Raw genomic sequence first — 14,739 nt, 5'->3', positions numbered from 1 at the left:
ACTTCTTAATTATTCTATTGTAAACTACCTATTTATATATATCCAACCTTTCTTTATTTCCCTCCCATTTCCGAGGTCTAAGATATAAAAATATGTACCAACGGGTAGCTTACTATCTACTTTTATATTGGCTCTTCCTTCCGATACACCTTTAAATGCAACTAACTCATTATTAGTGTATTTTTCTTTTTTAAAGACAGTATTTCCCCATCTATTAAAGATTTCAATTGAGTTATTTGGGAAATTTTCGATACAATCAATCTTCAAATAATCATTTACACCGTCTCCATTTGGACTAAAGTTGTTGTAAACCATTACACATGAATCTAAATCAACTGCGTCACCAAATCCATCAAGACCATCGACACTATCAGGAATACCATCTCCGTCAGAATCATTACCACTATCTTCTACTGCACCATTTCCTCCACTATTTGGATCTGTAGGGTCTGTGTCATTAATATCAGAATTGTTAGCATCTCCGAAATTGTCAACATCTTGATCAACAATATCCAAAATACCATCTCCATCAGTATCAGGACCATCTACCAATCCGTTTCCATCACTATCATCATTTCCTCCTTCAACAACATCATTAACTCCGTCATCATCACTATCTAAATCTAAATAATCTGGTTGTCCGTCAGAATCGCTATCTGTATTATCTGGCTCTCCCGAAACTCCTTCTCCAAAGTTAGAATCATAAGCATCTACTGAGTCGACAATACCATCTCCATCGGAATCAGATCCATCAGCAATACCATCATTATTAACATCGATGTTTTCATCTTCAATTACATCGTTAATACCATCGTTATCACTATCTAAATCTTGATAATTCGGAACTCCATCTCCATCTTTGTCTGGTTCTTCTTCTGAATCAACTGAAGCATCTGCTTGACCATCAGAATTTGAGTCTGAATATCCGATATCATTCGCATCAATCATACCATCTCCGTTCGTATCTAAGTCTCCGTTTCCTCCTTCATCTACATCTAATATTCCATCATTATCACTATCTAAATCTAAACTATCAATAATTCCATCATTATCCGTATCCACTGTACCTTCGTTAACATCTGGAATTCCGTCGTTATCGTCATCAACATCTACATCATCCTCTATTCCGTCTCCATCTGTGTCGGTTCCATTATCACCAAATCCATCGAATCCATCTTCACTATCTGCAATACCATCCCCATCGCTATCTACTCCCGAATCATCAACAGTTCCGACTCCTCCATTATCAGGATCAATAGGATCGGTATCATTAGAACCTGAATTTCCTGTATCTCCGAAATTACTTGGATCTTCATCTACAGTATCCAAAATACCATCTCCATCGGAATCAGGACCATCTACCAATCCATTTCCATCACTATCATCATTCCCTCCTTCTACGACATCATTAACTCCATCATCATCACTATCTAAATCTAAATAATTTGGCACTCCATCGGAATCACTATCTGTGTTATCTGGCTCTCCCGAAACTCCTTCTCCAAAGGTAGAATCATCAGCATCTACTGAGTCGACAATACCATCTCCATCAGAATCCGGTCCATCAGCGATACCATCGTTATTAACATCGATATTTTCATCTTCAATTACATCATTAATACCGTCGTTATCACTATCCAAATCTTGATAATTTGGTACTCCATCTCCATCTCTATCTGGCTCTTCTTCAACATCAACTGAGGCATCCGATTGACCGTCATTATTTGTATCAGAATAACCTATATCGTTGACATCTATCTTACCATCTCCATTAGTATCCAAGTCTCCGTTTCCTCCTTCATCTACATCTAATATTCCATCATTATCACTATCTAAGTCTAAACTATCAATAATTCCATCATTATCCGTATCCACTGTACCTTCTTTAACATCTGGAATTCCGTCGTTATCATCATCAACGTCAATGCTATCAGGTATACCATCTCCATCTGTATCTAATCCATTATCTCCATACCCATCAAATCCATCTTCACTATCTGGAATACCATCTCCATCAGAATCAACTCCTGAATCACTTACTGTTCCTTCTCCTCCACTATTTGGGTCTGCAGGATCTGTGTCATTAGAATCAGTATTTCCAGCATCTCCAAAATTTTCGGAATCTTCATCTACTGCATTTAGAATACCATCTCCATCCGTATCTGATCCATCTACTAGTCCGTTACCATCAATATCATCATTTCCTCCTTCAACAACATCATTGATCCCGTCATCATCACTATCCAAATCTAAATAATCTGGATATCCATCGGAATCATTATCTGTGTTATCTGGCTCTCCCGAAACTCCTTCACCAAAGATAGAATCATCAGCATCTACTGAGTCGACAATACCATCTCCATCAGAATCCGGTCCATCAGCGATACCATCGTTATTAACATCGATATTTTCATCTTCAATTACATCATTAATACCATCGTTATCACTATCCAAATCTTGATAATTTGGTACTCCATCTCCATCTCTATCTGGCTCTTCTTCAACATCAACTGAGGCATCCGATTGACCGTCATTATTTGTATCAGAATAACCTATATCGTTGACATCTATCTTACCATCTCCATTAGTATCAAAATCTCCATTTCCTCCTTCATCTACATCTAATATCCCGTCATTATCACTGTCTAAATCTAAACTATCCATAACTCCATCATTATCCGTATCCATTATACCTTCGTTAACATCTGGAATACCATCATTATCATCATCAACATCCACTGAATCCAAAATACCATCTCCGTCTGTATCCAAACAATCAGTTGGTACAGCATTAATTGTTACCGTTGAAGCTGCATCCCTAGTACATGTATTATCTGTGGTGCTTCTTACCGTTAAGGTATATGTTCCTGGTGCTACTCCTGTGAAAGTCTCACTTGCTTGGAAAGCTCCTCCGATACTATATGCTACACCTGCTTGTGTTGCAAATACAATACTTCCTGTTGGTACTGCACATGTCGGTTGAACTGTGTTTGCCACTGTTGGTACTGATGGTGCATTGGGTACAGCATTAATTGTTACCGTTGAAGCTGCATCCCTAGTACATGTGTTATCTGTGATGCTTCTTACCGTTAAGGTATATGTTCCTGGCGCTACTCCTGTGAAAGTCTCACTTGCTTGGAAAGCTCCTCCGATACTATATGCTACACCTGCTTGTGTTGCAAATACAATACTTCCTGTTGGTACTCCACATGTCGGTTGAACTGTGCTTGCCATTGTTGGTACTGATGGTGCATTGGGTACAGCATTAATTGTTACCGTTGAAGCTGCATCTCTAGTACATGTGTTATCTGTGATGCTTCTTACCGTTAAGGTATACGTTCCTGGCGCTACTCCTGTGAAAGTCTCACTTGCTTGGAAAGCTCCTCCGATACTATATGCTACTCCTGCTTGTGTTGCAAATACTATACTTCCTGTTGGTACTCCACATGTCGGTTGAACTGTGCTTGCCACTGTTGGTACTGATGGTGCATTGGGTACAGCATCAATTGTTACCGTTGAAGCTGCATCTCTAGTACATGTGTTATCTGTAGTGCTTCTTACCGTTAAGGTATACGTTCCTGGCGCTACTGCTGTGAAAGTCTCACTTGCTTGGAAAGCTCCTCCGATACTATATGCTACACCTGCTTGTGTTGAAAATACTATACTTCCTGTTGGTACTCCGCATGTCGGTTGAACTGTGCTTGCTACTGTTGGTACTGATGGTGCATTGGGTACAGCATTAATTGTTACCGTTGAAGCTGCATCCCTAGTACATGTGTTATCTGTGGTGCTTCTTACCGTTAAGGTATATGTTCCTGGCGCTACTCCTGTGAAAGTCCCACTTGCTTGGAAAGCTCCTCCGATACTATATGCTACACCTGCTTGTGTTGCAAATACAATACTTCCTGTTGGTACTCCACATGTCGGTTGAACTGTGCTTGCTACTGTTGGTACTGATGGTGCATTGGGTACAGCATTAATTGTTACCGTTGAAGCTGCATCCCTAGTACATGTGTTATCTGTAGTGCTTCTTACCGTTAAAGTATACGTTCCTGGCGCTACTCCTGTGAAAGTCTCACTTGCTTGGAAAGCTCCTCCGATACTATATGCTACACCTGCTTGTGTTGCAAATACAATACTTCCTGTTGGTACTCCACATGTCGGTTGAACTGTGCTTGCTACTGTTGGTACTGATGGTGCATTGGGTACAGCATCAATTGTTACCGTTGAAGCTGCATCCCTAGTACATGTATTATCTGTGGTGCTTCTTACCGTTAAGGTATATGTTCCTGGCGCTACTCCTGTGAAAGTCTCACTTGCTTGGAAAGCTCCTCCGATACTATATGCTACACCTGCTTGTGTTGCAAATACAATACTTCCTGTTGGTACTGCACATGTCGGTTGAACTGTGTTTGCCACTGTTGGTACTGATGGTGCATTGGGTACAGCATTAATTGTTACCGTTGAAGCTGCATCCCTAGTACATGTGTTATCTGTGATGCTTCTTACCGTTAAGGTATATGTTCCTGGCGCTACTCCTGTGAAAGTCTCACTTGCTTGGAAAGCTCCTCCGATACTATATGCTACACCTGCTTGTGTTGCAAATACAATACTTCCTGTTGGTACTCCACATGTCGGTTGAACTGTGCTTGCCATTGTTGGTACTGATGGTGCATTGGGTACAGCATCAATTGTTACCGTTGAAGCTGCATCTCTAGTACATGTGTTATCTGTGATGCTTCTTACCGTTAAGGTATACGTTCCTGGCGCTACTCCTGTGAAAGTCTCACTTGCTTGGAAAGCTCCTCCGATACTATATGCTACACCTGCTTGTGTTGCAAATACTATACTTCCTGTTGGTACTCCACATGTCGGTTGAACTGTGCTTGCTACTGTTGGTACTGATGGTGCATTGGGTACAGCATCAATTGTTACCGTTGAAGCTGCATCCCTAGTACATGTGTTATCTGTGGTGCTTCTTACCGTTAAGGTATATGTTCCTGGCGCTACTCCTGTGAAAGTCTCACTTGCTTGGAAAGCTCCTCCGATACTATATGCTACACCTGCTTGTGTTGCAAATACTATACTTCCTGTTGGTACTCCACATGTCGGTTGAACTGTGCTTGCCACTGTTGGTACTGATGGTGCATTGGGTACAGCATCAATTGTTACCGTTGAAGCTGCATCCCTAGTACATGTGTTATCTGTGGTGCTTCTTACCGTTAAGGTATACGTTCCTGGCGCTACTCCTGTGAAAGTCTCACTTGCTTGGAAAGCTCCTCCGATACTATATGCTACACCTGCTTGTGTTGCAAATACTATACTTCCTGTTGGTACTCCACATGTCGGTTGAACTGTGCTTGCCACTGTTGGTACTGATGGTGCATTGGGTACAGCATCAATTGTTACCGTTGAAGCTGCATCCCTAGTACATGTGTTATCTGTGGTGCTTCTTACCGTTAAGGTATACGTTCCTGGCGCTACTCCTGTGAAAGTCTCACTTGCTTGGAAAGCTCCTCCGATACTATATGCTACTCCTGCTTGTGTTGCAAATACTATACTTCCTGTTGGTACTCCGCATGTCGGTTGAACTGTGCTTGCTACTGTTGGTACTGATGGTGCATTGGGTACAGCATCAATTGTTACCGTTGAAGCTGCATCCTAGTACATGTGTTATCTGTAGTGCTTCTTACCGTTAAGGTATACGTTCCTGGCGCTACTCCTGTGAAAGTCTCACTTGCTTGGAAAGCTCCTCCGATACTATATGCTACACCTGCTTGTGTTGCAAATACTATACTTCCTGTTGGTACTCCGCATGTCGGTTGAACTGTGCTTGCTACTGTTGGTACTGATGGTGCATTGGGTACAGCATTAATTGTTACCGTTGAAGCTGCATCCCTAGTACATGTGTTATCTGTGGTGCTTCTTACCGTTAAGGTATATGTTCCTGGCGCTACTCCTGTGAAAGTCTCACTTGCTTGGAAAGCTCCTCCGATACTATATGCTACACCTGCTTGTGTTGCAAATACTATACTTCCTGTTGGTACTCCACATGTCGGTTGAACTGTGCTTGCTACTGTTGGTACTGATGGTGCATTGGGTACAGCATTAATTGTTACCGTTGAAGCTGCATCCCTAGTACATGTGTTATCTGTGGTGCTTCTTACCGTTAAGGTATATGTTCCTGGCGCTACTCCTGTGAAAGTCTCACTTGCTTGGAAAGCTCCTCCGATACTATATGCTACACCTGCTTGTGTTGCAAATACTATACTTCCTGTTGGTACTCCACATGTCGGTTGAACTGTGCTTGCCACTGTTGGTACTGATGGTGCATTGGGTACAGCATCAATTGTTACCGTTGAAGCTGCATCCCTAGTACATGTGTTATCTGTAGTGCTTCTTACCGTTAAGGTATATGTTCCTGGCGCTACTCCTGTGAAAGTCTCACTTGCTTGGAAAGCTCCTCCGATACTATATGCTACACCTGCTTGTGTTGCAAATACAATACTTCCTGTTGGTACTCCACATGTCGGTTGAACTGTGCTTGCTACTGTTGGTACTGATGGTGCATTGGGTACAGCATCAATTGTTACCGTTGAAGCTGCATCCCTAGTACATGTGTTATCTGTGGTGCTTCTTACCGTTAAGGTATACGTTCCTGGCGCTACTCCTGTGAAAGTCTCACTTGCTTGGAAAGCTCCTCCGATACTATATGCTACACCTGCTTGTGTTGCAAATACAATACTTCCTGTTGGTACTCCACATGTCGGTTGAACTGTGCTTGCCACTGTTGGTACTGATGGTGCATTGGGTACAGCATTAATTGTTACCGTTGAAGCTGCATCCCTAGTACATGTGTTATCTGTGGTGCTTCTTACCGTTAAGGTATACGTTCCTGGCGCTACTCCTGTGAAAGTCTCACTTGCTTGGAAAGCTCCTCCGATACTATATGCTACACCTGCTTGTGTTGCAAATACTATACTTCCTGTTGGTACTCCACATGTCGGTTGAACTGTGCTTGCCACTGTTGGTACTGATGGTGCATTGGGTACAGCATCAATTGTTACCGTTGAAGCTGCATCTCTAGTACATGTGTTATCTGTGATGCTTCTTACCGTTAAGGTATACGTTCCTGGCGCTACTCCTGTGAAAGTCTCACTTGCTTGGAAAGCTCCTCCGATACTATATGCTACTCCTGCTTGTGTTGCAAATACTATACTTCCTGTTGGTACTCCACATGTCGGTTGAACTGTGCTTGCCACTGTTGGTACTGATGGTGCATTGGGTACAGCATCAATTGTTACCGTTGAAGCTGCATCTCTAGTACATGTGTTATCTGTAGTGCTTCTTACCGTTAAGGTATATGTTCCTGGCGCTACTCCTGTGAAAGTCTCACTTGCTTGGAAAGATCCTCCGATACTATATGTTACACCTGCTTGTGTTGCAAATACTATACTTCCTGTTGGTACTCCGCATGTCGGTTGAACTGTGCTTGCTACTGTTGGTACTGATGGTGCATTGGGTACAGCATTAATTGTTACCGTTGAAGCTGCATCCCTAGTACATGTGTTATCTGTGATGCTTCTTACCGTTAAGGTATATGTTCCTGGCGCTACTCCTGTGAAAGTCTCACTTGCTTGGAAAGCTCCTCCGATACTATATGCTACTCCTGCTTGTGTTGCAAATACTATACTTCCTGTTGGTACTGCACATGTAGGTTGAACTGTGCTTGCTACTGTTGGTACTGATGGTGCATTGGGTACAGCATTAATTGTTACCGTTGAAGCTGCATCCCTAGTACATGTGTTATCTGTGGAGCTTCTTACCGTTAAGGTATATGTTCCTGGCGCTACTCCTGTGAAAGTTTCACTTGCTTGGAAAGCTCCTCCGATACTATATGTTACACCTGCTTGTGTTGAAAATACTATACTTCCTGTTGGTACTCCACATGTCGGTTGAACTGTGCTTGCCACTGTTGGTACTGATGGTGCATTGGGTACAGCATCAATTGTTACCGTTGAAGCTGCATCCCTAGTACATGTGTTATCTGTGATGCTTCTTACCGTTAAGGTATATGTTCCTGGCGCTACTCCTGTGAAAGTCTCACTTGCTTGGAAAGCTCCTCCGATACTATATGCTACTCCTGCTTGTGTTGCAAATACTATACTTCCTGTTGGTACTCCGCATGTCGGTTGAACTGTGCTTGCTACTGTTGGTACTGATGGTGCATTGGGTACAGCATTAATTGTTACCGTTGAAGCTGCATCCCTAGTACATGTGTTATCTGTGGTGCTTCTTACCGTTAAGGTATATGTTCCTGGCGCTACTCCTGTGAAAGTCTCACTTGCTTGGAAAGATCCTCCGATACTATATGTTACACCTGCTTGTGTTGCAAATACTATACTTCCTGTTGGTACTGCACATGTCGGTTGAACTGTGCTTGCTACTGTTGGTACTGATGGTGCATTGGGTACAGCATCAATTGTTACCGTTGAAGCTGCATCCCTAGTACATGTGTTATCTGTGGTGCTTCTTACCGTTAAAGTATACGTTCCTGGCGCTACTCCTGTGAAAGTCTCACTTGCTTGGAAAGCTCCTCCGATACTATATGCTACACCTGCTTGTGTTGCAAATACAATACTTCCTGTTGGTACTCCACATGTCGGTTGAACTGTGCTTGCTACTGTTGGTACTGATGGTGCATTGGGTACAGCATCAATTGTTACCGTTGAAGCTGCATCCCTAGTACATGTGTTATCTGTGGTGCTTCTTACCGTTAAGGTATATGTTCCTGGCGCTACTCCTGTGAAAGTCTCACTTGCTTGGAAAGCTCCTCCGATACTATATGCTACACCTGCTTGTGTTGCAAATACAATACTTCCTGTTGGTACTCCACATGTCGGTTGAACTGTGCTTGCCACTGTTGGTACTGATGGTGCATTGGGTACAGCATCAATTGTTACCGTTGAAGCTGCATCTCTAGTACATGTGTTATCTGTGGTACTTCTTACCGTTAAGGTATATGTTCCTGGCGCTACTCCTGTGAAAGTCTCACTTGCTTGGAAAGCTCCTCCGATACTATATGCTACACCTGCTTGTGTTGTAAATACTATACTTCCTGTTGGTACTGCACATGTCGGTTGAACTGTGCTTGCTACTGTTGGTACTGATGGTGCATTGGGTACAGCATCAATTGTTACCGTTGAAGCTGCATCCCTAGTACATGTGTTATCTGTAGTGCTTCTTACCGTTAAAGTATATGTTCCTGGCGCTACTCCTGTGAAAGTCTCACTTGCTTGGAAAGCTCCTCCGATACTATATGCTACATCTGCTTGTGTTGTAAATACTATACTTCCTGTTGGTACTGCACATGTCGGTTGAACTGTGCTTGCTACTGTTGGTACTGATGGTGCATTGGGTACAGCATCAATTGTTACCGTTGAAGCTGCATCCCTAGTACATGTGTTATCTGTAGTGCTTCTTACCGTTAAGGTATATGTTCCTGGCGCTACTCCTGTGAAAGTCTCACTTGCTTGGAAAGCTCCTCCGATACTATATGCTACATCTGCTTGTGTTGCAAATACTATACTTCCTGTTGGTACTCCACATGTCGGTTGAACTGTGCTTGCCACTGTTGGTACTGATGGTGCATTGGGTACAGCATCAATTGTTACCGTTGAAGCTGCATCCCTAGTACATGTGTTATCTGTGGTGCTTCTTACCGTTAAGGTATATGTTCCTGGCGCTACTCCTGTGAAAGTCTCACTTGCTTGGAAAGATCCTCCGATACTATATGTTACACCTGCTTGTGTTGCAAATACTATACTTCCTGTTGGTACTGCACATGTCGGTTGAACTGTGCTTGCTACTGTTGGTACTGATGGCGCATTGGGTACAGCATCAATTGTTACCGTTGAAGCTGCATCCCTAGTACATGTGTTATCTGTGGTGCTTCTTACCGTTAAGGCATACGTTCCTGGCGCTACTCCTGTGAAAGTCTCACTTGCTTGGAAAGCTCCTCCGATACTATATGCTACTCCTGCTTGTGTTGCAAATACTATACTTCCTGTTGGTACTGCACATGTCGGTTGAACTGTGCTTGCTACTGTTGGTACTGATGGTGCATTGGGTACAGCATCAATTGTTACCGTTGAAGCTGCATCCCTAGTACATGTGTTATCTGTAGTGCTTCTTACCGTTAAAGTATATGTTCCTGGCGCTACTCCTGTGAAAGTCTCACTTGCTTGGAAAGCTCCTCCGATACTATATGCTACACCTGCTTGTGTTGCAAATACTATACTTCCTGTTGGTACTGCACATGTCGGTTGAACTGTGCTTGCCACTGTTGGTACTGATGGTGCATTGGGTACAGCATCAATTGTTACCGTTGAAGCTGCATCTCTAGTACATGTGTTATCTGTGGTACTTCTTACCGTTAAGGTATATGTTCCTGGCGCTACTCCTGTGAAAGTCTCACTTGCTTGGAAAGCTCCTCCGATACTATATGCTACACCTGCTTGTGTTGTAAATACAATACTTCCTGTTGGTACTGCACATGTCGGTTGAACTGTGCTTGCTACTGTTGGTACTGATGGTGCATTGGGTACAGCATCAATTGTTACCGTTGAAGCTGCATCCCTAGTACATGTGTTATCTGTAGTGCTTCTTACCGTTAAGGTATACGTTCCTGGCGCTACTCCTGTGAAAGTCTCACTTGCTTGGAAAGCTCCTCCGATACTATATGCTACATCTGCTTGTGTTGCAAATACTATACTTCCTGTTGGTATTCCACATGTCGGTTGAACTGTGCTTGCTACTGTTGGTACTGATGGTGCATTGGGTACAGCATCAATTGTTACCGTTGAAGCTGCATCCCTAGTACATGTGTTATCTGTGGTACTTCTTACCGTTAAGGTATATGTTCCTGGCGCTACTCCTGTGAAAGTCTCACTTGCTTGGAAAGCTCCTCCGATACTATATGCTACACCTGCTTGTGTTGCAAATACAATACTTCCTGTTGGTACTCCACATGTCGGTTGAACTGTGCTTGCCACTGTTGGTACTGATGGTGCATTGGGTACAGCATTAATTGTTACCACTGAAGCTGCATCCCTAGTACATGTGTTATCTGTGATGCTTCTTACCGTTAAGGTATATGTTCCTGGCGCTACTCCTGTGAAAGTCTCACTTGCTTGGAAAGCTCCTCCGATACTATATGCTACACCTGCTTGTGTTGCAAATACAATACTTCCTGTTGGTACTCCACATGTCGGTTGAACTGTGCTTGCCACTGTTGGTACTGATGGTGCATTGGGTACAGCATCAATTGTTACCGTTGAAGCTGCATCCCTAGTACATGTGTTATCTGTGGTACTTCTTACCGTTAAGGTATATGTTCCTGGCGCTACTCCTGTGAAAGTCTCACTTGCTTGGAAAGCTCCTCCGATACTATATGCTACTCCTGCTTGTGTTGCAAATACTATACTTCCTGTTGGTACTGCACATGTCGGTTGAACTGTGCTTGCCACTGTTGGTACTGATGGTGTAGACGGTTGAGCGTCAACAACAACATTCGCGCTCGCCGAAGAAACACATCCATCCGTATTTGTTACTGTGAATGTATAGATACCAGTGTTGGCTGTTACCAATCCACTTTTTGATAAGCTAATAATAGATGGAGAAAAGGTATATGTATTATTAGCATCGTAATCTGTAATCTGAAAACTTCCTGTTGCTACAGCACATGTTGGTTGGGTTACTGTTCCTGCTACTGGTGCTACTGGTGTAGATGGTTGAACGTTAACAACAACATTCGCGCTCGCCGAAGAAACACATCCATCCGTATTTGTTACTGTGAATGTATAAGTACCAGTGTTGGCTGTTACCAATCCACTTTTTGATAAGCTAACAATAGATGGAGAAAAGGTATATGTATTATTAACATCGTAATCTGTAATCTGAAAACTTCCCGTTGCTACAGCGCATGTTGGTTGGGTTACTGTTCCTGCTACTGGTGCTACTGGTGTAGATGGTTGAACGTCAACAACAACATTCGCGCTCGCCGAAGAAACACATCCATCCGTATTTGTTACTGTGAATGTATATGTCCCAGTGTTGGCTGTTACCAATCCACTTTTTGATAAGCTAACAATAGATGGAGAAAAGGTATATGTATTATTAGCATCGTAATCTGTAATCTGAAAACTTCCCGTTGCTACAGCACATGTTGGTTGGGTTACTGTTCCTGCTACTGGTGCTACTGGTGTAGACGGTTGAACGTTAACAACAACATTCGCGCTCGCCGAAGAAACACATCCATCCGTATTTGTTACTGTGAATGTATAAGTACCAGTGTTGGCTGTTACCAATCCACTTTTTGATAAGCTAACAATAGATGGAGAAAAGGTATATGTATTATTAGCATCGTAATCTGTAATCTGAAAACTTCCCGTTGATACAACACATGTTGGTTGGGTTACTGTTCCTGTTACTGGTGTAGATGGGGGGCTACTTACTGTAACATTAATACTAGAAGAGTATTCACATCCTCCTAATGAAGTTACAGTATATAAAATACTGGCAGAACCTTGACTTACTCCTACCACGACTCCCGAAGAATCTACTGTTGCTATAGCTGTATTCGAACTAGACCAAACACCACCAGAATCTCCATCCGAAATAAGTGAAATTGTTTCACCTACACAAACATTTGTTCCTCCGTTTATCGTTCCTGAAACTGGCGTTGGATTTGACGTAACTACATTAATAGTATTCGCCTGTCCTTGACTACCATCCGAATTGACTAATATAGGGACACCATCAGCATCAACTGCTCCACTAATTCTTTCTCCAGTTAAATCAGATGATGAAACATTTTCAGCTCCTTCAATTGCATCCGGACATCCATCATTATCAGAATCAGTATCTAAATAATTTGGAATTCCATCTTTATCAACATCATTGCTAAAATATGGCCATCCGGTTCCTGCACAAAAATCTACTAAATCTCCAATAATTGCTTTCGATTCTTCACATGCTCCTATAGTTAAATTATTAGGCCAAAATGAACATGAAGCCGGGGTGGCGTTATCTCCGCAAAACGATGCTGTTCCAGGGTTTAATTTATCTGTTACTCCTCCTGTTGTTGATAATGCCAACCAATTTATACCTCCCCCTACTGTATTAGATAAGGTATATGTCGAATTCGAAGAGGACACCTGATCTCTGGAGATAACAAAAGCATTTCCATATAAGTCATTCCCTACTTTTTTGAATACATTATTATCTCTAACTGTTAATGTTGAACATACCTCTATAAATGAAGCCGAACTCATAGAAATATCAATAGTAACATTTCCTATTGGCCAATCCTTATCATTCTCTACAACCATGGAACCTCTAGCAACAAAATAAGCCCCCACTCCCATGAATATTTCAGTCGTTGCACTTCCTGCTGCAGGATGTTGGCCTAAAACCATTGCTCCTCGAGTAATTACTCCAGATTTATCCGAAAGAGACATTTTACCTCTTGCATTCAAATTAGTCGTTGTTAGTTCTACATCCGGTAATAAGTAAAGCTCTCCTCCCGTTTCAATAGTTAGAGAGTTTATCCCCATATCAAGACTACTAGATAAAACATATTTTTCACCACTAGCAATATTTGTTGTTGTTGACGTGAATTCAATAACCCCAGATGATGGTGCTGAAGATTCAGGAACAAAACATCCTAATTCATCAACATCTAAAATACCGTCATTATCGTCATCTAAATCTGCCTCATCTAGAACACCATCATTGTCTGAGTCAGGGATTAATTTAATAGCATTTGTCGCTAAAGAAATTAACACAGATTCAAATGTAGTTGTTGTCCCTCCAGAATTATTTCCTGGATACAATTCCAAAGACATAGTTGATGCATTTGCTATAAACCTTATTTTAGTTAATCCCCAATTATCTCTGGTAATTGAACTTATAGTTTGTTTTGTAAGCGATCCGATTTTGTACGAGAAAGAATCATTATATTCTTCAGAATACTCACCTCGAGTAGTCATAGTATATAATTCTATTTCATATGTTTGACCAACAACAAGACCTGTAATATTTGTAGCGATAATTTCTTCTAGGAAAGAACCTCCTAGATCGCGAAGTGAGATCCAATATTCATGGCCTGTTGGAGGTAACGGTAATGGTTCTTCATACCAAGATTCTCCTCCTCCTGTTATTGAACCAGCTGCCGATACTGATCTATTAGAAACATCAGGAGTTCCTATTACTATTGTCCAATTAGTATTTGGTCTACAATTATCGCAATTAACAGTTCCCTCACTTGATGCAATTGAAGGCGTTTGCGCAAATGTTTGCAATTGGATTAAAAGAAACAGGATCAATAAGATGAATATCTTATTACTTCTCTTGTAGCTTGTAGTTTTTTTCGTTTCAAAGTAGACACATGAACTCCTCTTTCCGGAAAAGGTATCCCTTTCCAAATTCATTGAATTAATCATAATTTCCCCTTGGACCCTAAATTAGGATCTATACTTAGTTTTGGTTATAAAATAGTATGGAAATATATAATGCAGTATATCCCATACACGTTTCAGTCGATATACGACTAATTTACGTTTGGGGGGATATACTAAAGAGGCTGCAAATATATATATAAAATTATGAGATAAAAAAATCTGTTTTTACTTTTTGTTTATCCTATATGAAAATTTGATAATCAAAAACTATTAAACC

At 41.7% G+C, this 14,739-nt stretch carries 3 protein-coding genes; 1 reads left to right on the top strand and 2 read right to left on the bottom strand.

The window, feature by feature from the left end; translation table 11 throughout:
* Positions 1 to 24 precede the first annotated feature (24 nt).
* Positions 25 to 5,367, bottom strand: coding sequence for a T9SS type B sorting domain-containing protein (locus BLW23_RS19100; protein ID WP_093672871.1), 5,343 nt, complete (start codon positions 5,365 to 5,367; stop codon positions 25 to 27).
* Here BLW23_RS19100 and BLW23_RS19095 point away from each other — a divergent pair.
* Positions 5,357 to 5,590: a hypothetical protein gene (locus BLW23_RS19095; RefSeq protein WP_143032230.1), complete on the top strand. Its 234-nt coding sequence runs from the start codon at positions 5,357 to 5,359 to the stop codon at positions 5,588 to 5,590. The genes BLW23_RS19100 and BLW23_RS19095 overlap by 11 nt on opposite strands.
* A gap of 52 nt (positions 5,591 to 5,642) precedes the next feature.
* Here BLW23_RS19095 and BLW23_RS19090 read toward each other — a convergent pair whose 3' ends face one another.
* Positions 5,643 to 14,363, bottom strand: coding sequence for a hypothetical protein (locus tag BLW23_RS19090; RefSeq protein WP_093672867.1), 8,721 nt, complete (start codon positions 14,361 to 14,363; stop codon positions 5,643 to 5,645).
* Positions 14,364 to 14,739 lie beyond the last annotated feature (376 nt).

Source organism: Tenacibaculum sp. MAR_2009_124 (assembly GCF_900105455.1).
GTDB lineage: Bacteria > Bacteroidota > Bacteroidia > Flavobacteriales > Flavobacteriaceae > Polaribacter.
Note: the sequence above shows the minus strand (reverse complement) of the source record. Positions and strands in the feature narration are given on the sequence as shown.